Origin of the sequence: Methylomonas rivi, assembly GCF_024505165.1 — a bacterium.
GTDB classification, from domain to species: Bacteria; Pseudomonadota; Gammaproteobacteria; order Methylococcales; family Methylomonadaceae; genus Methylomonas; species Methylomonas rivi.
In genome coordinates, this window is sequence record NZ_JANIBK010000018.1 from 22,495 (window position 1) to 49,460 (window position 26,966).

The window sequence follows — 26,966 nt, forward strand, 5'->3', positions numbered from 1 at the left end:
TTGCAGTCGAGCGCGAACGGAATCAACAACTTGCCGTTAGTCCCGAGCCTGTCGAAGGACTTAATCGGAGCCTCCTTAATGGGGCCTGCCGTTTAAAATTTTTCCACCGGCTGTTCGAACGGGAGGCCGGAAAATTTTAACGAGGATTATTCATATCGCGTTTTAGCGGTGCGTGCGTCTCTTTACTTAAAGTAATGGCGGTCTATTGCGTATGGCAGTTCGGTATCGGCCTATTTTGCGGTGTGTACTGACGACGGGATGTAGTGGGTCCCAGCCGCCCTTGCGCGTCGGCGCCGATACCTCGTTTGGGTGTGCGTTTTGGGGTAACCGGGCCGCCCGGCCGCTATTGGAGCAGCCATGAGCTGGAAAGCATTGTTTGCAGTATCGGCAAGGTTTTTAGTGCCCATGCTGTTTGCCGCCGCGGCGTTGCTGGCGATCGGCGTCAACTATCGGTTACAGGTCAAACAATACGCGGAAGCGATTCGGTTTAGCGAGCAAAAACGCCTGCGGGAGCATTTAGGTATCGAACGGACCCGGCTGGAGCGGGAATGGGAGCTGAATAATGTAGCGCAGGTGCGCCGGCTGGTGGCGGGTTTGCCGTTACTGAGCGGGATCGCGCATGCCTGGTTGATCGACGAAGCCGGGCGCGTTGTGGCCGCCTTATCGGAGGCCGAGCTTGGGCAATCGATGGCAACGGTCTTGGCTAAACAATCCGAAGGCTTGCGCAATACCCTTCAGGTTGAAAAAACGGCGTGGCATCCGGAGATACGCATTTATTCCATCCAAGGCGAACAAGCCTTGCTGGGCGCGGTTGGCGTTCGGCCGAATTTGCTGTTGTTGGCGCGGCTGGATTTGCGGCCCGCCCTGGCCGAGCAGTCGGTGTTGGGAGGCCGGTATTTAATTCGCCAAGCCGGTGTGATTGTTGTGTTGACGATACTGCTGGGCGGTTTATTGCATTTTTTATGGTTTCGCCGCGCGGCGCATCTTACCGCTACCGCCATTGCCATGGGCAAGGGCGATTTCGAGTTGCGCACCCAAATGGAGGGCGGCGACGAGTTGGCGGCCATAGGCGCGGCGTTGGATAATCTGGCCGTCAATCAACAACGGTATCAGGCGGAATTGCGCCAGCTCCTGCGTAAATTGGAGACCATCGCCAATGCTTCGCCGGTGTTGTTTTGGTCATCCCGGCCGGATAAGGAATGCAAATGGTTCAATCAGCGCTGGCTGGATTTTACCGGGCGCGGCATGGAACAAGAACGGGGCATCGGCTGGTTGGAGAATATCCACCCCGACGATGTCGAACGCTTTTGGGCGGCGTATGCCGGTGCGTTCGACCGGCGCCAGCCGTTTGCCGTCCAATGGCGCTTGCGCCGCCGGGACGGCCAATACCGTTGGCTGCTCAATCACGGCATGCCGCGTTACGATGCCGATGGGTACTTTCTGGGCTATATCGGTTCCTGCCTGGATATTACCGAGCAAAAGCAGCTGAACGAGCGGCTCGCCGCCAGCGAGGCCTATTACCGCCATTTATTCGAACATAACCCGGCGCCGATGTTGATTTTTGCGCGGGCAGGCTTGCGGCTGCTGTCGGTTAACCAAGCTTTTCAGGAACACTACGGTTATAGCCGGGAGCAAGCGCTGTCTCTGGAACTGCCCGATTTATACCCGGAATCCGAAAAAGCGGCCATCATGGGTTTGGCGGAAGAGTGGCACGATCATGCTCTTGCCGGAGAATGGCACCACCGGAAACGGAATGGAGAATTCATGGATGTCGTGGCCCATTCCCACGGTTTGATTTACGCCGATCAAGCCTGCAGGGTCATGGTGATCGTCGATATTACCGAACGAAAACGGGGGGAATTGATTTTGCAGCAACGCAACGAGGAGCTGGAGTGCTTTAATGTAGCCTCCACCGAGCGGGAGTTGGCGATGATCGATTTAAAACGGCAAATCAACGCCTTATCCGCTCAATTGGGGCAACCGCCGCCTTACGACCTGAGCTTTGCCGGCGATGCGCCCATGCCGCCCGCGAGCGGGAAAAGCGCGTGAGCTTCGACAGCCGTCAGCGTTATATCGTACTGGCCTGTCTGGCCTATGTCTGTCTGGCGCTGGCCTGGATATTCCTTTCCGATCAATGGCTGGCCGCCATCATGGATTTGACCGACGTGGTTTGGTTGTCCTCCGCCAAGGGGGTATTTTTTGTGCTGGTGAGCGGTTTAGGGTTTTACTTTGTCTTGCAGGGGGTGCCTGCCGCTAGCGGGGAAAAAACCGGCTATTTTTCCTTATCCCATATTCTGGCCGGCCAGCGTTTGCCGGGTTGGCTGGCGTATGCGCTGGCACTGGTATTAATCGTCACGGTGCAGATAATCTATGTCCGGATCATGGATGTCTTCGACCATGCCCCCCTGCTGGTTCTGTTTATGTTACCGGTGATTCTGTCCGCGCTGCTGGGCGGGTTGGGTCCCGGCTTGACGGCCACTTTCGCGGCCGCCGGGGTCACTGCTTACAACATGCAGCCGGCGGGTTACTTTGCGATCGGAAGCGTGTTCAACGTTTTTCATTGGTGTCTGCTGATCGTTAACGGCCTCACGGTCAGTTTAATCGGCGAAGCCATGCACTTGGCCCGTCTGCAGGAGGTCGGGCGCAGGCGGCAGCTGGAAGAAACCTCGCTGGAACTGGGCGCCAGCGAAGCGCAATTCCGGCGTTTATTTCAGGAAGCGCCGGTCGCCATGGCTTTAGTGGACAGAGCGGGGGGGATTCCGGCCCAAAACGCCCGTTTCGAATCCTTATTCGGTTATTCCCGCGCCGAACTGAACAGTTTGGCGGACTGGTGGCCTCGGGCTTATCCGGATCCCGCGTATCGCGAACAAGTGAAAGCGGACTGGGGCGTCGCGCTGAGAAGGCCGGCCAATAACGCGGTTAACGCGCAGGGTAGAGAGTACCGTGTTACCTGTAAGGACGGTTCCGAAAGGCTGGTGCGGATTTATAGCATTTCCTTGCTCGACGGCGTGTTGTTTACCTTTTTGGATATCACCGAGTCCCACAGGGCCGAACAGCGGCTTAGATTATGGACGGAATCGTTCGAACGGGCGCAAGTGGGGCTGGTCATTTCCGATGCGCGGAACAATACCGTCAGTGCGGTCAATCCCGCCTTTGCCCAACAGCGGGGATACGGCTGCGCTGAAATGACAGGCCTGCCTGTCGCCCGGCTTTTCCCCCCGGAGCGCCAGGACGATATTCGGCACCTGCTGCAAACCTTAACCGAAAAACCGCATGTGGTATTCGAAACCGAACATGTCCGCAAGGACGGCAGTCGTTTCCCGGTGTTAATCGATGTTTCGGTGCTTCGAGACCCGCAACAGAGCCCGCTCAACCGGGTTGCCTTTGTAATCGATTTGACCGAACGCAAACGGGCGGAACAGGCTTTGGCGGCGGTGCAGGCTCATTCCAACCTTCAGCAAGCCAGGGCCAGGCTGGCTATTCTTAACCAGATGCAGGATGCCAACGCCGCGCGCTTGCGCGCCGAAGCCGCCTTGGCCGCGCTGAAGGAGAGCGAGTCGCGGATCAAGCTGTTTATCGATTATGCCCCGGCTTCGTTGGCGATGTTCGACCGCGGCATGCGGTATTTGGCCTTTAGCCGCCGCTGGCTGGACGACTACCGGTTGGGCGACCGCGAACTATTCGGACTGTGCCATTACGATGTATTCCCCGACATCGGCGAAAGCTGGAAAGCCATCCACCGGCGCGGCATGGCGGGCGAAATCGTCCGCGCCGACGAAGACCGCTTCGTCCGGGAAGACGGCCGGGAGCAATGGCTGCGCTGGGAAGTACGGCCTTGGTATCTGGACGGGGGCGAAGTTGGCGGTATCGTCATATTCTCCGAGGACATTACCGCGCGGCTTGCGGCCAAACAGGCGTTGCGCAACAGCGAAGCCCGCATGCGCGCCTTGATCGGCACGATTCCGGATTTGATTTGCCTTAAGGATTTGAGCGGCGTTTATTTATTATGCAATCCGGTCTTGGAACGGTTGGTCGGCATGAAAGAGGCCGATATTATCGGCCATACTGATTACGATCTTTTCGATACCGAACAGGCCGATTTTTTCCGCGGCAACGACCGTCTCGCGCTCGAAGCCGCCGCGCCGGTTATCAATGAGGAATGGCTGACGTTCGCCGGGGACGGTTATCGCGGCTTATTCCAAACCGTGAAAACGCCGGTTTCCGATGCGGATGGGCAGGTTATTGGTATACTTGCCATCGCTCGTGACATCACATTATTGCGCCAAGCGGAAGAGAATTTGCGCGCCATCAATGCGAATTTGGAAGTCCGGGTGGCCGAGCGGACCGCCGAGCTTGAAGCGCTCAACCAGTCGCTGGAAAGTTTCGTCTATTCCGTTTCACACGATTTGAAAGCGCCGTTGCGGGGCATAGAAGGTTACAGCCAGTTGCTCAGGGAAGATTACGGTCAAGCCTTGGACGACGACGGCCGTTTTTTCATTGCCAATATCCGCACCGGCGTGGAACGGATGGGCGAGCTGATCGACGACCTATTGGCCTATTCCAGGATGGAGCGGCGTAAGTTGGATAGCCTGACGCTGGATTTGGCCGTTTTGGTCGATCAAGCCATAAAGGAAAAAGCCGATGCCATCGCCGCTAGCGGCGCGGAAATCGTCACCGATTTGCCGTCCGTCCGAGTGCGGGCGGATGCCAACGGTTTGAGCCTGGTGATGCGCAATTTGCTGGAAAACGCGCTTAAGTTCAGCGCCAAGGCCGAGCGGCCGCGGATTGACATCGGTTTCCGGCTGGAGGAGGAACGCGTGGTGGTGCGAATTGCCGACAATGGCATAGGGTTCGATATGCTGTACCATGAGCGGATATTCGAGATTTTTCAAAGGCTGCATCGGCTGGAGGATTATCCCGGTACCGGTATCGGGCTGGCCTTGGTCAAAAAAGCCGTGCAACGGATGGGAGGCGATGTCTGGGCGGAAAGCGCGCCGGGGCAGGGAGCCCGCTTTTATGTGCAATTGCCGGTAGCCAAGCCGGATAAATGATTTCGTAACTTCGGTTAGATACAGTAAGCGATAAATATCCCATTTTTTAACAAGGTCCCGCAATATGACTGCCTATCCGCCTATTCTGCTGGTCGAAGATAACCCCGTCGATGTCGATTTAACCTTAAGGGCATTCAAGCGCCGTAAACTGGCCAATGAAGTATTGGTGGCGCGCGACGGCGAGGAAGCGTTGGCCTGGGTGCCGCGCTGGGAAGCCGGCGAGGAGAGGCCGGCCGTTATCCTGCTGGATTTGAAAATGCCGCGCGTGGACGGGCTGAGCGTTTTGCGCGCATTAAAAGCCCATCCGCTGCTGCGCTGCATCCCTGTGGTGATATTGACCACTTCCAAGGAAGACAAGGATGTTACAACAGCGTACGAGTTAGGGGCCAATTCCTACATCGTCAAGCCGGTAGAGTTCGATAAATTCATGGATGTCGCCCAACAGATCGAACTGTATTGGTGTGTGTTAAATGAAAAACCTCGCCTGTAACCGTATCGGTAGCTTCCATGATATGTCATGCCTCCGCAACCGCCGCCGGTACCCGCGCATCGATAGGATCTGAAATTGTCCGGAATGAAAGTATTGTATATCGAAGATTCCGCCGCTGATGCGGACCTCACCCGGCGGACACTCGCTAAAACGGCCCCCGAAATAGAGTTGGACATTGCCGCCAGCTTGGCGGAAGGTTTGAGCAAGCTGGCCGGGCCTAAACATTACGATTTGCTGTTGTCCGATTTGACGCTCCCGGACGGTAGCGGGCTGGACGCATTGACGTGCGTGCGCGAACGGCAATTGCCCGTGGCTGTCGTCATCCTGACCGGTTCCGGAGACCAGGACGCGGCCATTGCGGCCCTTAAGGCCGGCGCCGACGACTATCTGGTCAAGCGGGACGGCTATCTAAATAATTTGCCCGCCGCGCTGGCTTTGGCCGAAACGCGTTTTCGGCAGCATGCCGACCGTAACCTCCGCATACTCAGGGTCTTGCAAGTCGAGCATAATGCTTTCGATGCCGACTTGACCCGCCGGCATTTGTCGCATCACGCCCCGCACATTCGCCTGACTAGGGCGGCGACTGCCCCGGAGGCGCTGCAACTGATCGGCGACACCGGCGATGCAGGGCTTAATTTCGACGTCATCTTGGCCGATTACCGCCTGCCGGGCATGGACGGCCTGGAGTTGACTAAAATCCTGCGCGAGGAGCGCGGTTTGGATGTGGCCATCGTGCTGGTGTCCGGGCAAGGTAGCGAAGATGTGGCCGCGCGCGCCTTGCATTTGGGCGTGGACGATTATCTGGCCAAACACGAGGGCTATCTTTACGAATTGCCGGCGACGCTGGAAAAAGTGGCGCATCAAGTCGAGTTGAACCGCGAGAGGGTGGTGCTGAAGCAGACCGCCAAACGCTTGTCGCGGGTTTTAGCGGCCAGTCCGAGCATTCTATATAATCTGCGCTTTTCCAAGCAAAACTGGCTGACGACCTGGGTCAGCGACAATATCCTGCGCCAGCTGGGCTATACCACTGAAGAAGCCATGCGGCCGGGTTGGTGGCAGGCGCATGTGCATCCCGAGGATAGACAGCGGGTGATGGACGCCCAACCCATGCTGATGGCGGACGATCATTTGCTGCACGAATACCGGTTTAGCCATGCGGATGGCCATTGGGTATGGGTTAGAGACGAACTGAGGCTGATCCGCGACAGCGGCGGCCGGCCGTTTGAAATTGTCGGCGCCTGGCTGGATATCAGCGAGCAAAAGCGCACGGAGGCCCTTCGGTTCGCCCGCCAATCGGCACTGGACAGAATTGTCGCCAATCAGGCTTTGCCGGTGATTTTGGACGACATCGCCCGCCGCGTCGAGGCCATTTACCCGGACATGCGGGTTTCTATTTTGCTGATCGACGCGTTCACCGGCCGGCTGACCCAGGGTGCCGCGCCGAGTCTGCCGGACTTCTACAACCGGGCCGTGGAACAGTTGGAGCCCGAAATAGGCCGCGGTTCTTGCGGAACGGCCGCCAAACTGGGCGAACCGGTTATCGTTACCGATATCGAGCAGCACCCTTATTGGGCAGACTACCTGGAGTTGGCGCGGCGGGCGGGGTTTGGCGCCTGTTGGTCGGTGCCTTTCAAGGACGAGGCGGGGCGGGTCTTGGGCACGTTCGGGATTTACCACGATAGCAAACGCGAGCCTTCCCCCGGCCAGATGGAACTGATAGACGAATTTACCCGGATTACGGCGTTGGCGGTGCAAAAGGTACGCGCCGCCGATACATTACGCCAGGCGGCGGCGGTGTTCGACGCGACCCGGGAAGGTATTTTGATTACCGATCTGAAACCGCGCATCGTCGCCATCAACCGGGCCTATACGGACATTACCGGCTATGGCGAAGCCGAGTCGTTAGGTAAAAATCCCAAGTTCATCGGCTCGGGCCGCCATGATAAGGCGTTTTACCGGGCGTTATGGGACAGACTGTCCGCCACGGGACATTGGCAGGGCGAAATCTGGAACCGGCGTAAAAACGGCGAGTTTTATCCGCAGTGGTTGACGATCAATACCGTCTATGACGAACAGGGGGCGCCACGGCAATATGTCGGCGTGTTTAGCGACATCTCGCAAATCAAGGAGTCCGAGGCCCGGCTGGAGCGGTTGGCGCATTTCGATCCGTTGACCGATTTGCCCAATCGCCTGCTGGTGCAATCGCGTCTGCGGCATGCGCTTGAGCATGCCGAACGGCATGGGCATAGGGTAGGGGTGCTATATCTGGACTTGGATAGGTTCAAGACGGTCAACGATAGTTTGGGGCATCCGAGCGGGGATGAGTTATTAGGGTTGTTGGCCGGGCGGTTGAGCAAGCGCTTGCGCGACGAGGACACCTTGGCCCGCCTGGGCGGCGATGAATTTTTGCTGGTGCTGGAGCACATCGAAACGCCCGAAGCGGCCGCCACGGTGGCGCAATCCATGATCGACTTGTTGCTGCCGCCGTTTCATTTGTACGGCGGACAAGAGATTTATCTCGGCGTCAGCATCGGTATCAGCCTGTATCCGGACGATGCCGGCGATGTCACCGAATTGATTCAGCATGCCGACATGGCCATGTATCTGGCCAAACAGGAGGGGCGTAATACCTATCGCTTTCATACTCAGGCGCTGAGTAGCGCCGCTAGCGAACGGCTCGATCTGGAAACCCGTTTGCGGCGGGCGCTGGCGGAGAATGAGTTTGTGCTGCATTATCAAATGTTGATCGATGCCCGGAACGAGGCGGCGATTGGCGTCGAAGCGCTGGTGCGCTGGCAGCCGCCGGGTGAAGCCATGGTGGCGCCCGGGAAATTCATCCCCATTGCCGAGGAAACCGGTCTTATCGTGCCGCTGGGCGAATGGGTGCTGCGCAGTGCCTGTCAACAGGGAAAGGCCTGGATCGATGCCGGTTTGCCGCTCATGATAATGGCGGTGAATTTGTCGGTGCGGCAGTTTCAGTCGGTCGATGTGGTGGAATTGGTGCGGCGGGCATTGGCGGACAGCGGTTTCCCGGCCGAGCGTCTGGAGTTGGAGCTGACCGAAGGTATGTTGATGGACGACGCCAATCAAACCATTGTCACGCTCAATGCTTTGAAACAACTCGGCGTCAGGCTTTCGATAGACGATTTCGGCACCGGCTATTCCTCGTTGGCTTATTTGAAGCGTTTTCCGATCGATAAGCTGAAAATCGATCAAAGCTTTGTGCGCGGCCTGTACGATGACCTGAATGACCGGGAAATTACCGCTACCATTATCGCCATGTCGCGCATTTTAAAGCTGGACGTCTTGGCGGAGGGCGTGGAGACCGAGCAGCAATTGACCTTTTTGCGGGAAAACGGCTGCGATTATTACCAGGGTTATTGGTTTCATAGGCCGGAGTCCGCTGCAGGCGTGGAACAGCGCCTCGCCGAAAAATTTTCGCGCTAATCGGCTTATTCCAGCCCCAGGATAAAATCCCACTGTTGCCGGCTGACCGGCATGATGGACAAGCGGTTGCCGCGCCTTACCAAGGCCAGATCGGCCAGCTCCGGCTGTTGTTTCAGCTCTTGCAGGCCGATGGTGCGTTGCAGCTTGCGGACGAATTTGACGTCGACCATAAACCAGGTGGGTTTGTCCGGGTTGCTTTTCGGATCGAAGTGTTTGTCGTCCGGATCGAAGGCGGTGAAGTCCGGATAGCTTGCCCGGGCGACTTCGGCGATGCCGACGATGCCCGGCAGGTCGCAATTGGAATGGTAAAAGAACACCGGGTCGCCGACTTTCATCTCGTCGCGCATCATGTTGCGGGCTTGGTAATTACGCACGCCGTCCCAGGGTTCGGTTTGTTCGGGGCGCCCGGCCAGGTCGTCGATGCCGAAGGCCTCGGGTTCGGATTTCATCAGCCAGTACTGCATAAAAGCTCCAAGATCAGGGTTGTGTCGGGCGGATAGCATAGCATGGCCAAAAATGCGCGACACGACGGGCTATACTTCTTGCGGGCCCAGCACGCGCAGCACTTCCTCGCAGGTGGTCAGGCCTTCCAGCACCTTGCCGAGCGCGTCCTGGACGATGGTTTTATAGCCGTTTTTAATGGCGGCGTTTTTAAATTCCAGATGGCCGGCCTGTCTGGCGATCATGTCGCGCAGTTCTTCGTTGGGAATTAACAGCTCGATCAGGCAAATCCGGCCGCGATAACCGCTGGAGGCGCAGTGGTCGCAGCCTTGGCCCTTGAAGAGCGGCCGGTCGAGGTTGCGGAATAGCGGCCCCAATTGTTCCAGCAAGGTGGGATCGACCTGATCCGGTGCGCGGCAATGCGGACAAATTTTTCGTACCAGCCTTTGGGAGATAATGCCTTCCAGGCTGCTGGCCAGGATGTAGGGTTTCAGGCCCAGATCGAACAAGCGGGCGATGGTGGCGATGGCCGAGTTGGTATGCAGGGTGGAGAACACCATATGCCCGGTCAAGGCTGCCTGAAAAGCCACTTCTGCGGTCTCCAGGTCGCGTATTTCCCCCAATAAAATCACGTCGGGATCTTGCCTGAGAATGGCGCGCAATACTACCGGGAAGGTCAAGTCGATTTTGCCTTTGATGTTTACCTGGCCGGCGCTGTCCAGGTAGTATTCGACCGGCTCTTCCAGGGTGACGAAATTTTTGGTGGGGGTGGCGGAGTGCTGCAACAGGGAATACAGAGTCGAGGTTTTGCCGCTGCCGGTGGGGCCGGTGGCCAAAATGATGCCTTGGGGCTTAGCGATCAGGCGCTCCAGTTTAACTAAATCGCCGCTCGAAAAACCCAATTGGTCGATGGGATGGATGGAGGCGTTTTGATCCAAAATCCGCATCACCACCTTTTCGCCGTTTAACACCGGCAGCGTCGAGATACGCAGGTCTATGATACGGTTGGGGGTTTTAACGGTCACCCGGCCGTCTTGCGGGCGCCGGCGTTCGGCGATGTCCATTTCGGCCATGACTTTGATGCGCGATACCAAGGGGCCGTGGAAATGATGCGGGATATAGATTTTATCTTCCAGGATGCCGTCTATCCGGTAGCGTACGGCAATGCTTTTGGCGCGGGGTTGAATGTGTATATCGCTGGCGCCCAGGCGAATGGCTTCCAGGATAACGGCGTTGACCAAACGGATGGCCGGCGGCTCTTCGGTTTGCTTTAACAGTTGCCCCAGCGATAGTTGGCTGTCTTCTTCCTCGATGACGACTTGTATGCTTTCGAAGGGGTCTTCGGTGGCCATAATGGCATTAAAGTCGTTAAACGATTGCGTGCCGCCGTAAATGTCCTCCATTTTGCGTTCAATCTCGGCGACATTGGCCATCACGACTTTCAACGGCAGGCCGCTCATGAAGCTCAGCTCCGCCTGTAAATCCAGATTGACCGGGTCGGCCACCGCAATCAGCAATTGGCCGTTTTCGATTTTTAACGGCAAGACCGCGTGTTGCCGGCAAATCGAATGCGGGATCAGATTATGCACTTCCGGCTCGACTTGAAATTCGGCTAAGGCAATTTCTTCCACCAGTAAATCCTTGCGCAGGATGTCGCGGATCACGGCCTCGTCTACCCATTGCCGATGCAGAATCAATTTCAGCACCGAATCGTTGGCATTTTGCTTGAGCTTGAATAATTCCTGCAGTTGGGCGTTGCTCAACAGGTTTTTCTTGTTCAGTAGAATGGCGATTTGGCCGCCGTCGGAGCCGACCGCCTTTCTAAGTTTGCCGATCTCCTTGGTTTTTTCCTGGTTTTCGATCTTGAGTTTTTTGTTTTTGGCGATCAGGTCGTATTGTTCCAGCGCCAGACCGACCGTGATGCGCAAATCGTCGTCGTTCCAGGGTTTTAAAATAAATTTATACACCGCGCCTTCGTTGATGGCGCCCAATACCGCGCCGGTGTCGGCGTGGCCGGTCAGCATGATGCGAATGGTGTCCGGATGCAGCGCTTTGATGCGCTTTAATAATTCCGCGCCGTTCATGTGCGGCATTTTGTGGTCGGTGATGATCAGCTGGTAGTCGTTGTCCTTGAGCAGTTGCAAGGCCTCCTGGCCCGACATGGCGGTGTCGATGTGGTAGTTCTCGCGCCGGAAAATCCGCCGTAAGGAACTCAGCACATTGGGTTCGTCGTCGACGAACAGCAGGCGGTAATTGTGCTTGCCCGTTGCTTCGCTATCCGCATTTCCGCCGGTAAACAGTGAGCTATATTTCGACATGATTTATGAGCCGGGTTTGACAGGCAGGCTGATCGTTACTCGCGTGCCGGTATTGGGCCGGCTTGCGATGGTCAGTTCGCCGCCATGGGCCTGGACGATATTGCGCGACACGCTCAACCCCAGCCCCATGCCTTTGCCCACTTCCTTGGTGGTAAAAAACGGGTCGAAAATATGCGGCATGTCGGCCTCCGCAATGCCGCGGCCGGTATCCCGCACCTCGATAACGATTCGATTGTCTTGAAAGGCGGTGCGCCATCGAATGCTGCCCTGAGCGCCCATGGCGTCCGCCGCATTCAGCAAAATGCTTAAAAATACCTGTCCCAGTTCGCCGGGATGGCAGTGCAGCAGCGGCAATGCGCCCAAATCCAACTGCAATTCGGCCTTGCCGCGCAATTCGGCGGCGGCCACATTGCAGACTTGCCGGATCAGCACATTAAGGTCGGCTTCTTCCCATTCGGTTTCGTCGACGCGGGAAAAGCCTTTAAGGTCTTTGACGATGGCCGCGATCCGCTCGGTGCCGCTGATGCTTTCGGCCAGGATGTCCCGCATGTCCTGCCGGATAAAATCCATGTCTTCCCGTTGCCAGGCGGTTTTTAAGGCTGCTATGTCCTGGCAGGTCGGCAACAGCGCGCCGATTTTGTCCAGCGACGCCAAATAAGATGTGGCCGTCGTTAAATTGCTGCGGATAAAGCCGATGGGGTTGTTGATTTCGTGCGCTATGCCGGCCGCCAGGCGGCCGACGGATGCAAGTTTTTCGGCTTCGTAGAGTTTGAGTTGGGTCTGTTCGATGGTTTGGACTTGTTGCTTGACGCGCAGCTCCAGGTTTTCCGCCAGCGCTTTATAGCGCTGTTCGGATTGTTCTAGGGCGTTATGCCGGCGCTGCAATTCGTCGAAATCGTCCTGTTGGGTTTGCAGATGCAAATCCGAAGCCATTAGATAGCGGGCATTGGTGTGCAGCAATAGCTTGAGCAGGTCGGCGGCGGCCTTTAACCGATCTTGCGGGACGGCGGCGGCAATGGTGCCGATGGGCTCCAATTCGCCGTATAGGGGGAGGCCGGGTATGTCGTTCGTTGGCTCGGATGCGCCCAGCAGGCATGCGCCGCGCGGGTCGAAAATAGCGATCGGCGCGCCGAGCAACGCTTGTAACGCGGTCGCCAAGCGTTGTTTGTCGATGCCTAGCAACAAGTCCTGTAGGTTCAGGTCGCGCTCGAAATCGTGGCCGGTGTCTGTATCCATCAGTATGCCTGCCGGTCAATTTGTCCGCTGGCCTGGGCGGCAAAGGCCTCGCGGGATAAGAGGTGTCGGTTTTGAAATTCAAACTCCCGGTCCAGGCCGTCGTAAACCCGGTTTAACAAGGCGTGGAATGTTTCCACCACGCCCTCGCCAGTCAAGGCCGAGCTGAACAGCACCGGCCAGGGTGCCGCTTGCCAGCGTTGCAGCACTTCCGCTTCGGTCAGAATGTCGCTCAAGTCGCGCTTATTGAATTGCACGACTAACGGCAGCCGGTCGAAATCGATGCCGACCCGGGCGGCATTGTCTTCCAGATTGGCAAAGGCTTCGCCGTTATTGGTGCTTTGGGTGCGCTGCGAGTCGGCGACGAACACCACGCCGTCGGCCCGCGACAGCACGGCTTTGCGGGTGCTGTCATGCACCACTTGGCCGGGTACCGTGTATAGCTTGAACTTGATCAGCAGGCCGGAAGGGGCTTTAAAACCCAGCGGCAGTAAGTCGAAGAACAGGGTGCGATCGTTGGCGGTTTCCATCAGCATGATGTCGCCCTTCAGATCGGGGCGCAAAATATCGTGCAAACGCATCAGGTTGGTGGTTTTGCCGCTCTGCGCGGGACCGTAGTACACCAGTTTGATGCTTAACCGGTTATTCTCTTCATCGAAAATCGCCATGACATTTCATTGGCCCGTGCCGGAATGGGTGGGAAGATAATATACCGTTCATGAGTAGTCCGCTTGTTTGGCTATAACACGGCTTGCGGTTTAATGCCGTTCGCGGCCGAACTTGCGCTTGGCCGCCAGTGTATTGCAATTCGGTCGGCGCGTCATTGCGCATTCGCGCCTAGAATAGCTTGGCATGCTATTCGTTGGCAACGATGTCGACCAGCAAAATGCGATCCGGATCCAGACGCAGGGACAGGGTTTTACATAAAAAGTCGCTGCCGAAGTCGCGGTAGCGCTCCGAGGTGACGATGCGGTGGCTGTCTCCGGCGGCTTCCAGGGCCAGCAATTGAAAAAAGTAAGGCCTCCAGGACCAATTGAAGCCTATCTTGCGCGGGTCGGTAAACCATCGGTTTTCCAAAAAACTGAAATCCGGCGATAGCTGGTTGCCTTGGTTGTCGCACAGATAAAAACGAATCACATTGCTTTGGGCGAAATTCCAGCTGGTCAGTTCGTTCAGGTTAAAGTCGCCCTGTAACACCTGCGATAAGCGGTAAATCAAATCCTTGGTGGTGTTGATGGCGGCGACTTTAACTTGTAATTTCGCCACGGTGTTTTTCAGGAATTTGTTACGCAGCGAAATAATGTGCTGTTCGTAAAGCTGCGGTGGTTTGAATTCGGCTTGGGCGGGCGAAAACAGATAACCCTGCATAAACTGCGCGCCGCAGCTGAGCCCGAACAAAAACTCCTCGTCGGTTTCCACGCCTTCGCAAATGATTTGGCAGCCGGTGCGCTTGCCCAGGCGGGTCATCAGATGTACCACTTCGCTGGCGATACCGCCCTTGGTGGCTTGTTTGAATAAACGCATGTCGATTTTGATGATGTCCGGGTGTATCGCCATGACCCGTTGTAATTGCGACGAACCGGCGCCGAAATCGTCCAGCGCTACCCGCAGGCCTTGCTTGCGGTAACGTTTGACGATTTCCTTCAATTTATTCAGGTCGGCATGGTCTTCGGTGATTTCGATAATAATCCGCTGCCGGTCGATATTGAGTTCTTCCAGCATTTTTAAGGTGGGCAGCGCATTCAGATGGCGGAGATTGTTGATCCAGGCGGCGGAAATATTGATCGCCAAATAGGTGTTGCTGTCCAGCTCGGCGAATTTTTGCAGGGCCTGCCAGCGTACTTGCCGGTCCAGCTCGGTGCGTTGTTTTTCGTCCAGGTTCGGCGAGGAAAACAGCGACCCCGCGGAGACGATTTTGTTGTTGGCGTCCAGTTGTCTGGCGAGGGCTTCGTAGCCGATGATTTTGCCGTTGGCCACGCTGACGATGGGTTGAAAATGCGGGAATAGGTTGATTGTGGATTCCATATGAGATTTAACTGGCCTCTACTGTCATGTGGGTTATTGCGCTGGAATTGGGTGAAACGCGTATTTCCGGTCTACGCTTTAACGATCCGTTTTTCGCATGTGCGTAAGTATGGTTCATTATTAACTAAAAGGAGGCTTTATGTCCGAATATAAGCTCTATTATGCGACAAACCGTAAACATAAGGGTTCGCGTTGGCAGCCGGAAGGTTACGGGAAGAAGTTTAGCGACGACGGCATGGAGAACCTGCGCTTTGGCGTATTAACGGTCAATGCGGACGACAAGACGGTGCAAAAATATCTGGATGCTCCGCTGAAGGATTGCGGCGCGGGCGATGGCGAAAAGTTGGCCGCTTACTTGGCGGGATGCGCGGAGAAAGCCAAAATCGTCGCCTATGAAGAGTCCATCAAAGCGGACATCGCCGAACAAGCCCAGGCCAATACCAAGTTGGGTTCCAAAGCCATGTTTGCCGACTTGATGCAGGACATGCAAAACAGCAGCGATGTACTGATTTATATCCATGGCTTTAATGTGACTTGGAACGATGCGGTGGGCTCGGCCCTGGCTTTGCAATTGATGCTGCAGAATGCTCCAACCCGGGACGATTCGCAAAAACTGCAAGTGGTGCTGTTCAGCTGGCCTTCCGATGGCTTGGCGTTGCCGTGGGTGTCTTATAAATCGGATCGCTCCGAGGCCGCGGGTTCCGGCGCGGCGGTTGGGCGCGGATTTTTGAAGTTACGCGATTTTTTGGCCGATTTACGCGACAAGGCCAAAAAGGGCGGTACACAGCTGTGCGGGCAGGATATTCATCTGTTGTGCCATTCCATGGGGAATTTTCTGTTGCAAAGCGCCCTGGCCAGAATCGCCGACTTTACCCCGGGCAACAGTTTGCCGCGTATTTTCGAACACGTCTTTTTATGCGCGCCCGATGTGGACGACAACGCCTTGGAACCCGGCCAGCCGCTGGAAAAAATCGACCAGATCGCCCGTAACGTATCGCTTTACCATAACCGGCAGGATACCGCGATGGTGATCTCCGACTATAGCAAGGGTAATCCGGAGTGCTTGGGAGGTGCCGGAGCCGCGCATCCCGCTTTGCTGCACAACAAAGTGCATCAAATCGATTGCACGCAGGTAGTGCACGGCATCGTCGAGCATAGTTACTATCTGGCCGGAAAAGTGGCTGCCGACATCAGGGCCAGTATCGATGGCCGGGAGCAGGGCGACGGCCGCCGGGAGAGGCAGCGTAGCGCCACTTTGGAGAATGTTTGGGTGTTGAAAAAATAGTGTGTTGGGGAGGGAGGCGCCGATTGAGTTGGAAAAATATTTAAATCCCCGTGATTCGACCGTTGGGCGTTTATTAGTTTTTCCTGTATGTGCTAAATAACTTTAATCAGGCCCGATCAATATTTTTTAAACATTAATCACGGTCAGGTCTGATTACAACTGCTGCAAACAATGCGAAACCATCGTTTAAATCCTTTGTGCTTTTGGGTATAATGCCAAGATTAAGGTTGCGGCTAGTTTATGCAGTTTTGTATCCTCACGGGTTATGGTGATGCGCAGTCCGGCGGATTGTCTTGCTTCTTGGATGTTTTAACGATATGCGGAGCTTTGCATGGATGACAACAAGGTTGTATCAATGCTTGCTGCTTCCTATTTTCTTCATGATGAGGGTTTTCGCTAATGCCGCATGCTTAATAGTATGCCGGTTAGCTGCGGCTATTATTCTTCGCTGAAGCAGGCCTCAATATCTACGTATACCAGCGTGATTTTCATCTGCCTTTGTAACTTCGCTTATTGACTGCCCCTGCGTGGTCTAGGGCGGTTCGGCTTCATTTGTGGCATTAGGAACTATCGCATCCTCAAGCGCTGAATTAGTGAATAATCGGAACATTTTCCATCGGTTCCGGTTCTTCATTCGGAAAGAAATTAGGTGCGTTTTTTAGTGGTTGTCGGGTTGTTTCTTTGGGGTTTATCGCAAATAGTTTTTCCATTCTATATGCATTCGATAACAATGTTTTTACGAATGTCCGTCCGAGGTTATTGGTGCCGGTTATGATTTATGCGGTATAACCCCGGCATAACAGGAGATAATTAGCTTAATGATCCTGACGTTATTCGGGACAAGCGATCGGGCTAAAAGCGCGGAAACTTTTCGATTAACCGATTCATGAAGTTAAGTGTTTTCCTTGGATTGAACTTATATGCAACAACACATAAAAAATTACACCGATAAATTGTCGCGTTCGCTATGCCATGCGGCTATGCAAGATGTTCAGGTACTTGCTAGCGCATTGTTGGAGGCTTGGGTTTCTGGTCGTTGCATATATTTGTGCGGCAATGGTGGGAGTGCGGGTAACGCGATCCATCTCGCCAATGATTTTATCTACGGCGCGGGTTTAAACAATGAAGGTGGCTTGCGAGCAGAAGCTTTGAGCGCTAATGCCGCGGTTTTGACTTGTCTTGGTAATGATTTAGGGTACGACAGCATATATGCTGAACAGATCAGGATTAAAGGCAACCCCGATGATATTCTGATAGTGCTTTCCGGTAGCGGTAATTCGGCGAATGTGGTAAAGGCGCTTGAAGTAGCTAATCAAAAAGGCATGAAAACTTTCGCCATACTGGGGTTTAGTGGGGGGCGCTGCAAGGAGATTGCGCAATTTCCAATTCATTTTGAGGTTGACGATATGCAAATCGCGGAAGATCTGCAGCTTATCGTTGGCCATATATGTATGCAGTGGCTGTGTGATCAAGACCTTGCCGCAAGCAAATAGACGTTAAATAAGGATCGACGATGCAAGATAAATATTCAATTGATAGCCATAAACTCATTTACCACCCCAAGCGGGTCGCACAGTTAATGGATGTGGGCGACGACTGGAATAAGGCTAAATCGGTTTACCCAATCTATCTTGAGATATCTCCGGTCGGGGCTTGCAATCATCGCTGCCGGTTCTGTGCCGTCGACTATATCGGTTACAAAACCAACATGCTTGATGTGGAAATTCTTAAAAGCCGGTTAGAGGAAATGGGGCGCTTGGGAGTTAAAAGCATAATGTACGCGGGCGAAGGCGAACCTATGTTACACAAGCGTATTCATGAGATAGTCAAGGCTACCAAGGATGCAGGGATCGATGTGTCATTCACAACCAATGCCACGGTGATCACCGAACAATTTGTCGATGAAGCCCTGCCGCTGGTTTCATGGATCAAGGTATCGATAAATGCTGGAACCGCCGGTACCTACGCGCAAATTCATCAGACGAAAGAGAAAGATTTTCAAAAGGTCATTGATAATTTAAAGCGGGCGGTTGCTGCTAAGAGAGAAAACAATCTCGCTTGTGTCTTGGGTGCGCAATCTCTGTTGTTGCCTGAGAATTCAAATGAGATGGGGAAACTGGCAGAGTTATGCAGGGATGAGATCGGTTTGGATTATTTGGTCATTAAACCCTATTCGCAACATTTGTTCAGTGAAACCCATCAATACGAAAATATTGACTATACGCCGCAATTGGCGATGGCTAAGCAGATGGAGTCGTATAATACCAAGGACTTTAACGTGGTGTTTCGCGGACATACGATGAAGAAGTACACTGAGTCGGACAGATATCAGAAATGCCACGCCACGCCTTTTTTATGGGGCTACATCATGGCGGATGGCTCCGTCTATGGTTGTAGCGCTTATTTACTGGATAAACGCTTTGAATACGGCAATATCAACGAACAGTCTTTTCAGGCCATCTGGGAGGGCGAAAAACGCCAACAAAGTTTCGAATTTATTCGTCACGAACTCGATATTAAGGAATGTCGCCGCAATTGCCGCATGGATGAAGTCAACCGTTACCTTCATGCCATGTCGGAAAACAATATCCCTCACGTTAATTTTATTTAAATCATTTATTCGTTATGAAAACACTTGTTACCGGCGGTTGCGGCTTTATTGGAAGCCATCTTGCCGAAATGTTGCTTGCTTCGGGACATGAAGTTGTCATCATTGATAGTTTGGCGTGCGGACGTAAGGAAAATATTAAAAACTTTGCAGCGCATCCCAAGCTTGTTTTTCATCAAGCGGACATTTGTGATCGTAATGCCATCAGGCCTTACTTCGATAACGTCGACTGGGTGTTTCATATGGCCGGCCTGGCGGACATCGTGCCCTCGATCGAACAGCCCGACAGCTACTTTGAGACCAACGTTAGCGGTACGCTGAATGTTTTACAGTGCGCGTTGGATTCAGGCGTTAAGCGTATGGTCTATGCGGCATCGTCTTCCAGTTACGGTATACCCGATGTTTATCCCACTCCGGAAACGGCGCCGATTGACCCTCAATATCCCTACGCGCTGACCAAGTATATGGGCGAAGAACTGGTGTTGCATTGGGCCAAAACCTATAAATTGCCGGCGGTTTCGTTGAGACTTTTTAATGTATACGGCCCCCGGTCCCGAACATCCGGAGCTTATGGCGCGGTTTTTGGCGTATTTCTGGCCCAGAAGCTGAAAGGCAGTCCTTTTACGGTCGTCGGTGACGGCACCCAAACCAGAGACTTTACTTATGTTACCGATGTTGCCGCGGCGTTTATCAAGGCGGCGCAATCGGATGTCAGTGGCGAGGCTATTAATGTCGGTAGCGGAAACCATTACAGCGTTAACCGCTTGGTCGAATTGCTGGGTGGCCCCGTTGTGCATATTCCTAAACGTCCGGGAGAGCCCGATTGTACTTTTGCCGATACCGGCAAAATTGCTAAATTGCTCGATTGGGCGCCCAAGGTTGCATTTGAACAAGGAGTGCAAAATATGCTGGATAGCATCCAAAACTGGAACGATGCGCCGGTTTGGGATGCGGCTACTATCGATAAGGCGACTACGACCTGGTTTCGTTATTTGGGGAAAGATTGAAAACAATGCGCTCTAAAATTTATGCTTCGAGTTTTATTCAGTGCCGTTTGTCAGGATTATTTTATGTCGAAAGATGAGCTGAAACTGACCGAACAGCAGTGGGATCGTCTTGCGTTATTGCGGTCAATGCTACGAATTCGGCGTATTGAAGAAGCTATTGCAGAGCGCTACGCCGAGCAGGAAATGCGTTGTCCTACGCATTTGTGTATCGGACAGGAAGCCATTGCGGTTGGCGTATCGGCGGTACTTTCCCGGGACGATGTTGTTTTTAGCAACCATCGCGCGCATGGTCATTATATAGCCAAGGGTGGCAATGTGAGGGCTTTGATTGCTGAGTTGTATGGACGCTCTACCGGTTGCTGCGGCGGCCGGGGCGGGTCCATGCATCTTATTGATTTGGATGTGGGTTTCATGGGGGCTACCCCGATAGTGGGTGGAACGGTACCGTTAGCGGTTGGCTCGGCGTGGGCAGCGTCTTTAAAGGATGAAAAACGGGTCAGCGTAGTGTTTTTCGGGGATGGTTGCTTTGAAGAGGGTGTTGTCCATGAGTCATTGAACTTTGCCGCCTTGCATAAACTACCGATTCTTTTTGTGTGCGAGAATAATGAGTTTTCCGTTTATACGCGAATGTCGGAAAGACAGCCTGACCGGCCGATTTATCGTATAGCGGAAGCGCACGGTATGGCAGCGTATCATGGTGACGGCAATGATGTGGAAGAGGTTCTGAGTATTGCCGAAGCGGCCATGGATCGTGCTCGAAATGGAGGCGGCCCGCAATTCATCGAGTTGAGTACTTATCGCTGGCGAGAACATTGCGGCCCTAATTTCGACGACCATCTCAACTATCGTTCCGAGTCGGAAATCGAGAGCGGCCTTAAGGATTGTCCTATCGCCAATTTCGCTTCTCGGCTGGAGCTAAGCAATATTTTGACGCAATCGGTTATGGATAGCTTCGAGGCTGAGTTTAGCGAAGAAATTGCCGACGCTTTCGAGTTTGCTCTTTCCAGTGCCAAACCATCCAGCAAAGAGGCGGGGGAGAGAGTTTATGCCTGAATCGGGAATGCGGGAAATTACCTATGCGCAAGCCATTCGTGAAGGTCTGGATCAGGCAATGGAGCAAGATGCCAATGTCATTGTGATCGGTGAGGGGGTGCCCGACCCCAAAGCCATTTTTAACACAACGGCTGAGTTGCGCGAGAAATACGGTGCCCGGCGTGTTTTCGATATGCCGCTTTCCGAAAACGGCGTCACGGGTGTTTGCATCGGGGCGGCGTTGTCCGGCATGCGGCCGGTTATGATTCATCAGAGAATAGATTTTGCTTTGTTGGCGATGGATCAGTTGGTTAATAATGCCGCCAAATGGCATTACATGTTCGATGGCAAGGCGAGCGTGCCATTGGTTGTGCGGGTAATCGTCGGTCGTGGCTGGGGGCAGGGCCCCCAGCACTCGCAAAGCTTGCAAGCCATGTTTTCGCTGGTGCCTGGATTGAAAGTCATTATGCCGACTACCGCCCATGACGCTAAGGGTATGCTGATTTCGGCGATTGAAGACAACAACCCGGTTATGTTTATTGAACACCGCTGGTTACACCAGATAAAGGACACTGTGCCGGAAACGTATTATCGCGTTCCGTTGGGGCAGTCCAAAGTGCTGCATGAAGGTGATACCGTAACGGTCGCTGCATTTTCACACATGGCGGTCGAAGCGCTCATCGCCGCGAAAGCGTTGATGTCCGTTATGGGGATCGCCATTGAAGTTTTGGACATGCGCAGCGTAAGTCCGCTGGATGTGGCCAGTGTCCTGAGGTCGGTTCGCAAAACCGGCCGATTGATCGTCGCGGATACCGCTTTTCGCACCGGCAGTGTCGCGGGCGAATTGATTACACAAGTCGTGGAGCAAGCCTTTTCCGCATTAAAACTGCCGCCCGCCCGCATTGCCCTGCCTGATCATCCCATGCCTACCTCGCCATTCATGGCGGAGCATTATTATCCCGGACCGGAAACTATTGTTGCCGCGGTGGCGGATATGCTCGGCATAGATAAAAATTCGGATGCCTATATTAAATTGACGGGGTTGCTGGTACGCGAAGGGCCGCACGATACACCAAACCCCGGCTTTACAGGTCCTTTCTAATTCTAATCTGTAAGATTTAAACAGAACTAAATAGTGGTCAATCAATGATGACGAGTAATCTTTGTTATGCCGGCGCGGAAACAATCACGCCCGGTAAGGCTTGGTGCGAAATGTCCGATGCAGCGAGACTTACATGCGTAAATAATACCATGGCCGCCTATGCGGCTTTTCCAAATACCGTGCTGGTAGCGATCGAGGCCAAGCAGGACGGTCAAGTGATTATCAGGTTGCTCGAACCGGTTTCGGCTGATAAGCGGGGAACTTTATTGCTTGATCTGGAGTTTTTTTTAAAGGAATCGATTGATCCGGGGGTGGTCGTTTGGCTGGAGCCGTTTGGTGATCGGAACTCGCTTAGAAATCTGCGTGGCATTGAGGTGAAATCATGAGTGAAGCAGTGCAAACCCGCGAAGGGGCGTTGATTCTCGATTCTCATAAGCTCTCGTATCACACCGACAGAGTGGAGGCATGGGAAGCAGGGGAGCGGATAGCGCCGGTTAGCGTCGATATGTCTTTGACCCGCGCTTGCGGTGCAATGTGTTCGTTTTGCTACGCGATGATGCAGGAATCGCAGGCCAGAAGCAGCATCAAAACCGTGGATGCGCTCAATTTACTGGACGATTTTTCCGCCATCGGTATACGTAGCGTATCGCTGGTATCGGATGGCGAAAGTACACTATCCAAGGCCTATGTTCCCTTCATCCAGCATGCGGCGGAATTAGGCATAGACGTGGGAAATGCAACCAACGCTTGGGAATGGGAGCCGGACAAAATCGAACAGGTATTGCCACACATAACGTGGATACGATTTACGGTTGCGGCCGGTCGGCCGGAAAGCTATGCCAGCATCATGTACAAAGGTCCGGAGCATACTGAAGTATTTGATCGGGCGATAAAACATATTCAATATGCGGTCGATTTAAAAAGACGGAATGGGTTATCGGTAACGCTGGGTATTCAAATGGTGTTGATGCCGCATTTGAAAGACGAGATCATCCCGTTTGCGCAGCTAGGGTTGGATCTGGGTGTGGATTACGCCGTGATCAAGCACTGTTCGGATGACGAACAGCATACTTTGGGGATTGACTACAGCCAATACGACAGCCTTCACGATTTGCTGGTTCAAGCTGAGTCCATGAGTAACGAGCAGACAAAAATCATAGTAAAGTGGGACAAAATCAAAGATGGTGATAAGCCCTCTTATAAGCGCTTTTACGGCCCGCAGTTTTTGCTGCAAATAAGTGGCAGCGGTCTGGTGGCCCCTTCAGGCATGTTTTTTAATGCGCGCTATTCAAAATTACATATTGGAAATTTCACCGAAGAACGCTTTATCGATATCTGGAAGTCCGAACGCTACTGGAGAGCCATGAATTATCTGGCTTCTCCGGCTTTCGATGCTCAGACCATGATGGGTACTTTACCTATTCAGCATTATGTAAGTGTCGCGCTAGACAATCACGCCAAAGGCATAAGCCGCATTCAGCCTGGTAAAGAACCGAAACCATTGCATGTGAACTTTTTGTAAGTATATCGTTACTACTTTATGCTCTAGGTAATCCAGCCTAATCGACTACTTGAGAGAATATTTACGTGTATTTTATTATTGCCATTCGAAATTGGCGTGAGTTTGTAAAGCGGTTCATTGCCAAAATGTCAAGATAATAATAATTTTTCAAATCAAGCGGAATAGCGAAAGTATTGTTATTAACCGAACGTTATTCATTTCTGGTTGGCACCATGAGATGTCGAAGCTGTGCGGAAGCATAAGGGCTAAAGAAAACTTTATTCGAGGACTTGATGTTTATTTTAGGGGTAGTATCGTTCTTACAAATTACTTTTATTCCAGGCTATATTGCTATTAGGTTTTTAAGGCTTGATGGCATTAGCTTAATACAGCGCGCAGTATATATTTTTACATTAAGCCTGTTGATAAATTATATTGTTGTGATGCCTTTGGCGTCGCTTAATATATATTATTCATGGTTGGTATTCTTATTGCTAGCAATTGAATTTATTGTTATCGGTGGCATCTCTTTTAAAGATTGGAAAAGCGGAAAAAATTCCGGATATTATGTGCGGTTGGTTGCGGGAGTCAGTTGCGAAAACACATTAAGTGGTTTCGGTATTATTCTAATTTCCATTATTTCACTGCTGCTATTTTGCTATCTTTTATATAAAAACTTAGGAACTATATTTTTACAGTCCGACATGATGGGGTCTTATAATCCCTGGACATTGGAATTCCTATTAAATAGATTGCCTGATCCTGCAAATACCATGAGTTATCCTATCCTTATGCCGGCAAATTGGTCTTTAGGATATCTTATTATGCAGAATGAAAATATTCAGTTTTTTAATAAGATGACTTTGTCGCTATTTCCATTCGTGGTTTCGTTGCTGTTTATAGATTTATCGATAAAGAATAAGAGCTTAATATATTTGCTAGGATTGGTATTCTATTCGATTATTTTAATTTTATATACTGGCTATTTGTTTGGGGCGGGGACGCTTGATATTCCTGCTGCATCGATTGGCTTTTTGGCATTCTATGCGATTTTGGATGTTTATTTTACGCGTAGCTCAAATAAAATAGATGGCAAGAGATTGATATTGGTTATTCTGTTTGCGTCTGTATCCGCGCTTATTAAACAAGCAGGTTTGTTTTTACTGATTGTAATAATGGCTTGGTTGGTATGGTTCTTATTTGTTGATGGTAAAAATAAGACGAATTATAAGTTTAAGGAAAATTTTATAATATTACTACTATCAATGGTGGTTGTATCTGTACTGGTCTTAAGTTGGTATGGATATATTGAATATCAGATATTCCAAGGCCGTTCTTCCTCATCATCTGCTTGGCTTACGAAGGGGATTCATGAAGGAAGGGATAATTATCAGCGTTTTTTATGGGCGATGAACTTGATATTTCCAATGGCTAAGTCGTGGAAAATTATTGGTGCGATAATTTTTCTTCTAAGCACTTTAGGGGTCTTTCATGAAAAAAGCCGCTTGGTGTTTCTGTTAATAATTTGCCCTTATTTGTTTATTTGGGTTTTCTATTATAGTTATGAAATAAGAACGATATCCCCCATTATGCCATTTGTTGCATATTCTGCCGCGTTTGGTGTTTATGTGCTTTTTGAAAAGTGTTTTTTTCGGGTTTTTAATATTAAAGAGTTGAGTCAGTCTGCGCAAAAAAGTGATCTATCGAATAGAGTAAATTCGGATGAAAATTGCCAAAAAATCCGGGATTTTTGGGATATAGAATATTCAAGTTTGTATTTAAAGCAAATAAATCCTTTCGTCGGCTGTTGTGCTTTTAGTTATCAATTTGCCAACCCTATGAGGTTACTTTTAAAAGTAAACGTTCATCCTGGTCTTGCTCTTGGCATGTTTATTTCAGTTTTATTCGCTATTATCATTTTGAACTTTACTTGGTTTAGTTCGGATAAACTACTTTTAAGACAAAGTAATTTACTGATGACGGTGGGAGAAGCTCCGCAGTTGAATGAGTTTTTGGTTGATTATGTATCAAGGCATGAAATTAAAGGAAAGATTGCATCGCAATATGGGTTGATAAGAATTTTCCCTCAGACTAAGCAATATTATTTTCCTCTAAAACTATTGGGTACCTATGATTATTTTAATAGTATTTTGGAGCGTGACGACATAACGCATATCATAATAAAAGTAGGTAATGCTTATGGTTATGAATTTGATGGAGATATTATAGCATTAATTATGAGGCGGATTGAAAATAAAGAGTATACGTTGCTTTTGCGTGATGACCAGCATTATTTTATTAAGATTAGATGATTATAGGTTTAGGTAAGTAAAATGGGTAGCGTTAAAATAGTGCTATTATTTACTCTTATTATGCTAAGTGGGTGCGATAAGTACGATAAAAAGCATAAGGTAATACTGGAAAAGGGTGTTGTCGCATGGAATCAATGGAGATCGGATAATCCAGGTATAAAGCCAAACTTAGTAGGAGTAAAATATTATAAGGCAGATTTTAAGGGCTTTGATTTTTCTAATACGGATTTTTCATTTTCAGAATTGCCTTTTGCCGATTTCACTGGCTCTGATCTTCAAAACACAAATTTTACTAAATCCTATCTTCAAGTTGCAAACTTTAAAAATTGTATGCTTACAGGCTCAAATTTCTATAGAGCAATGATGTATGGTGCAAATTTAAATGGTGTAACAGGTAAAAATATTTCCTTTTCCAGGGCCTATTTGGATTCTTCCGATCTGGTGAACTTGAATGTAGAGAATTCATTTTTTACAAATACATTTCTTGCGGATAGTAACTTATCGGGTTCTACTTTTAGAGGTTCTTTTTTTTATGATACGAATATGAAAAGGACTTTTATTGTTAAAGCCCATTTCATAGATGTGGACTTTAAAGATGCAGATCTAAGTGGCAGTTTCATAAAGCAATCAGAATTCACCAACACAAATTTACAGGCCGCGAGAAGCGGCACAAATTTCATTAATATTGACAAATGATTAAATTTTAATAAATAAATGAGTTCATAATGAAGCAAGTTCATATACTAATACCAGCATATAATCCGGATGAAAAGTTATTACATATTGTTGAAGAGGTGTTGGCGGCTAATTTTTCGGTAATTGTAGTTGATGATGGTAGCGAGGTTGGGCTTGAGATATTTGATGAGTTAAAACGTTTTCCTTCCTGTTGTGTTCTTCATCATGCAATAAATCTAGGTAAAGGAAGAGCGATAAAAACGGGGTTAAATTACTGTTATGTAAATTTTCCAAAATCTGTTGGGGTTGTGACCGCCGATGCTGATGGGCAGCATTTATCTACAGACATAAAGAAAGTGGCCGATGCCTTGTTGGAAAGTCCTTCAAAATTTATTATTGGCTCCAGGGTGTTTTCAAAAAAAAATATACCTGTAAGAAG

The 26,966-nt window shown here is 51.4% G+C and carries 20 protein-coding genes; 15 read left to right on the top strand and 5 right to left on the bottom strand.

The genetic code is table 11. The annotated features are described in order from the left end of the window. Positions 1–357: 357 nt before the first annotated feature. The 4 genes from NP596_RS05370 to NP596_RS05385 all read left to right on the top strand — a co-directional run bounded on the left by NP596_RS05370 (position 358) and on the right by NP596_RS05385 (position 8,988). A complete protein-coding gene (locus NP596_RS05370; protein ID WP_256614245.1) occupies positions 358–2,049 on the top strand; it encodes a PAS domain S-box protein in 1,692 nt (563 codons plus the stop codon). Beyond that, a complete protein-coding gene (locus NP596_RS05375) occupies positions 2,046–5,051 on the top strand; it encodes a PAS domain S-box protein (RefSeq protein WP_256614246.1) in 3,006 nt (1,001 codons plus the stop codon). The genes NP596_RS05370 and NP596_RS05375 overlap by 4 nt, the downstream gene beginning before the upstream one ends. A gap of 64 nt (positions 5,052–5,115) precedes the next feature. Continuing rightward, positions 5,116–5,541, top strand: a complete 426-nt coding sequence (locus NP596_RS05380) for a response regulator (RefSeq protein ID WP_256614247.1) — start codon at positions 5,116–5,118, stop codon at positions 5,539–5,541. An 84-nt stretch (positions 5,542–5,625) separates the two neighbouring features. Next, positions 5,626–8,988, top strand: coding sequence for an EAL domain-containing protein (locus tag NP596_RS05385; protein ID WP_256614248.1), 3,363 nt, complete (start codon positions 5,626–5,628; stop codon positions 8,986–8,988). Positions 8,989–8,993: 5 nt separating this feature from the next. Here the strand turns inward: NP596_RS05385 and NP596_RS05390 are convergent, their stop codons facing one another. From NP596_RS05390 to NP596_RS05410, 5 genes are all read right to left on the bottom strand, one after another. Further along, complete coding sequence (locus NP596_RS05390; protein WP_256614249.1) at positions 8,994–9,452, bottom strand: EVE domain-containing protein; 459 nt, start codon at positions 9,450–9,452, stop codon at positions 8,994–8,996. Positions 9,453–9,521: 69 nt separating this feature from the next. Continuing rightward, positions 9,522–11,747, bottom strand: a complete 2,226-nt coding sequence (locus tag NP596_RS05395; RefSeq protein ID WP_256614250.1) for an ATPase, T2SS/T4P/T4SS family — start codon at positions 11,745–11,747, stop codon at positions 9,522–9,524. Between the two features lie 3 nt (positions 11,748–11,750). Next, positions 11,751–12,983: a sensor histidine kinase gene (locus tag NP596_RS05400; protein WP_256614251.1), complete on the bottom strand. Its 1,233-nt coding sequence runs from the start codon at positions 12,981–12,983 to the stop codon at positions 11,751–11,753. Further along, positions 12,983–13,648 (bottom strand): GTP-binding protein, encoded by a 666-nt coding sequence (locus NP596_RS05405; protein ID WP_256614252.1) that lies wholly within the window; start codon positions 13,646–13,648, stop codon positions 12,983–12,985. Before NP596_RS05405 ends, NP596_RS05400 begins: the two co-directional genes overlap by 1 nt. 187 nt (positions 13,649–13,835) lie before the next feature. Beyond that, positions 13,836–15,005: an EAL domain-containing protein gene (locus tag NP596_RS05410; protein WP_256614253.1), complete on the bottom strand. Its 1,170-nt coding sequence runs from the start codon at positions 15,003–15,005 to the stop codon at positions 13,836–13,838. A 139-nt stretch (positions 15,006–15,144) separates the two neighbouring features. Between NP596_RS05410 and NP596_RS05415 the strand changes: the two genes are divergently transcribed. The 11 genes from NP596_RS05415 to NP596_RS05465 all read left to right on the top strand — a co-directional run. After that, positions 15,145–16,290, top strand: coding sequence for an alpha/beta hydrolase (locus NP596_RS05415; RefSeq protein WP_256614254.1), 1,146 nt, complete (start codon positions 15,145–15,147; stop codon positions 16,288–16,290). A 920-nt stretch (positions 16,291–17,210) separates the two neighbouring features. Continuing rightward, positions 17,211–17,783 (top strand): SIS domain-containing protein, encoded by a 573-nt coding sequence (locus NP596_RS05420; RefSeq protein WP_256614256.1) that lies wholly within the window; start codon positions 17,211–17,213, stop codon positions 17,781–17,783. A gap of 20 nt (positions 17,784–17,803) precedes the next feature. Next, positions 17,804–18,901 carry a radical SAM protein gene (locus NP596_RS05425; protein ID WP_256614257.1) on the top strand — a complete coding sequence of 366 codons (1,098 nt, stop codon included), beginning with the start codon at positions 17,804–17,806 and terminating at the stop codon, positions 18,899–18,901. Positions 18,902–18,915: 14 nt separating this feature from the next. After that, positions 18,916–19,905, top strand: coding sequence for an SDR family oxidoreductase (locus tag NP596_RS05430; protein ID WP_256614258.1), 990 nt, complete (start codon positions 18,916–18,918; stop codon positions 19,903–19,905). Positions 19,906–19,968: 63 nt separating this feature from the next. Next, complete coding sequence (locus NP596_RS05435) at positions 19,969–20,958, top strand: thiamine pyrophosphate-dependent dehydrogenase E1 component subunit alpha (protein ID WP_256614259.1); 990 nt, start codon at positions 19,969–19,971, stop codon at positions 20,956–20,958. After that, positions 20,882–22,039: an alpha-ketoacid dehydrogenase subunit beta gene (locus NP596_RS05440; RefSeq protein ID WP_256614260.1), complete on the top strand. Its 1,158-nt coding sequence runs from the start codon at positions 20,882–20,884 to the stop codon at positions 22,037–22,039. The genes NP596_RS05435 and NP596_RS05440 overlap by 77 nt, the downstream gene beginning before the upstream one ends. Positions 22,040–22,083: 44 nt before the next feature. Beyond that, positions 22,084–22,425: a hypothetical protein gene (locus NP596_RS05445; RefSeq protein ID WP_256614261.1), complete on the top strand. Its 342-nt coding sequence runs from the start codon at positions 22,084–22,086 to the stop codon at positions 22,423–22,425. Continuing rightward, positions 22,422–23,561: a radical SAM/SPASM domain-containing protein gene (locus tag NP596_RS05450; RefSeq protein WP_256614262.1), complete on the top strand. Its 1,140-nt coding sequence runs from the start codon at positions 22,422–22,424 to the stop codon at positions 23,559–23,561. Before NP596_RS05445 ends, NP596_RS05450 begins: the two co-directional genes overlap by 4 nt. A 272-nt stretch (positions 23,562–23,833) precedes the next feature. Beyond that, complete coding sequence (locus NP596_RS05455; RefSeq protein WP_256614263.1) at positions 23,834–25,852, top strand: hypothetical protein; 2,019 nt, start codon at positions 23,834–23,836, stop codon at positions 25,850–25,852. A 21-nt stretch (positions 25,853–25,873) separates the two neighbouring features. Then, positions 25,874–26,548 carry a pentapeptide repeat-containing protein gene (locus NP596_RS05460; protein WP_256614264.1) on the top strand — a complete coding sequence of 225 codons (675 nt, stop codon included), beginning with the start codon at positions 25,874–25,876 and terminating at the stop codon, positions 26,546–26,548. Positions 26,549–26,577: 29 nt separating this feature from the next. Beyond that, positions 26,578–26,966 (top strand): glycosyltransferase family 2 protein (locus NP596_RS05465; protein WP_256614265.1); only part of this gene is annotated, 389 nt, incomplete at its 3' end.

What these genes read in the sequence shown, in the direction of transcription:
- NP596_RS05370 (WP_256614245.1), top strand. Translation starts at nt 358, where the DNA reads ATGAGCTGGAAAGCATTGTTTGCAGTATCGGCAAGGTTTTTAGTGCCC.
- NP596_RS05380 (WP_256614247.1), top strand. Translation starts at nt 5,116, where the DNA reads ATGACTGCCTATCCGCCTATTCTGCTGGTCGAAGATAACCCCGTCGAT.
- NP596_RS05385 (WP_256614248.1), top strand. Translation starts at nt 5,626, where the DNA reads ATGAAAGTATTGTATATCGAAGATTCCGCCGCTGATGCGGACCTCACC.
- NP596_RS05390 (WP_256614249.1), bottom strand. Translation starts at nt 9,452, where the DNA reads ATGCAGTACTGGCTGATGAAATCCGAACCCGAGGCCTTCGGCATCGAC.
- NP596_RS05395 (WP_256614250.1), bottom strand. Translation starts at nt 11,747, where the DNA reads ATGTCGAAATATAGCTCACTGTTTACCGGCGGAAATGCGGATAGCGAA.
- NP596_RS05400 (WP_256614251.1), bottom strand. Translation starts at nt 12,983, where the DNA reads ATGGATACAGACACCGGCCACGATTTCGAGCGCGACCTGAACCTACAG.
- NP596_RS05405 (WP_256614252.1), bottom strand. Translation starts at nt 13,648, where the DNA reads ATGGCGATTTTCGATGAAGAGAATAACCGGTTAAGCATCAAACTGGTG.
- NP596_RS05410 (WP_256614253.1), bottom strand. Translation starts at nt 15,005, where the DNA reads ATGGAATCCACAATCAACCTATTCCCGCATTTTCAACCCATCGTCAGC.
- NP596_RS05415 (WP_256614254.1), top strand. Translation starts at nt 15,145, where the DNA reads ATGTCCGAATATAAGCTCTATTATGCGACAAACCGTAAACATAAGGGT.
- NP596_RS05420 (WP_256614256.1), top strand. Translation starts at nt 17,211, where the DNA reads ATGCAACAACACATAAAAAATTACACCGATAAATTGTCGCGTTCGCTA.
- NP596_RS05425 (WP_256614257.1), top strand. Translation starts at nt 17,804, where the DNA reads ATGCAAGATAAATATTCAATTGATAGCCATAAACTCATTTACCACCCC.
- NP596_RS05430 (WP_256614258.1), top strand. Translation starts at nt 18,916, where the DNA reads ATGAAAACACTTGTTACCGGCGGTTGCGGCTTTATTGGAAGCCATCTT.
- NP596_RS05435 (WP_256614259.1), top strand. Translation starts at nt 19,969, where the DNA reads ATGTCGAAAGATGAGCTGAAACTGACCGAACAGCAGTGGGATCGTCTT.
- NP596_RS05445 (WP_256614261.1), top strand. Translation starts at nt 22,084, where the DNA reads ATGATGACGAGTAATCTTTGTTATGCCGGCGCGGAAACAATCACGCCC.
- NP596_RS05450 (WP_256614262.1), top strand. Translation starts at nt 22,422, where the DNA reads ATGAGTGAAGCAGTGCAAACCCGCGAAGGGGCGTTGATTCTCGATTCT.
- NP596_RS05455 (WP_256614263.1), top strand. Translation starts at nt 23,834, where the DNA reads ATGTTTATTTTAGGGGTAGTATCGTTCTTACAAATTACTTTTATTCCA.
- NP596_RS05460 (WP_256614264.1), top strand. Translation starts at nt 25,874, where the DNA reads ATGGGTAGCGTTAAAATAGTGCTATTATTTACTCTTATTATGCTAAGT.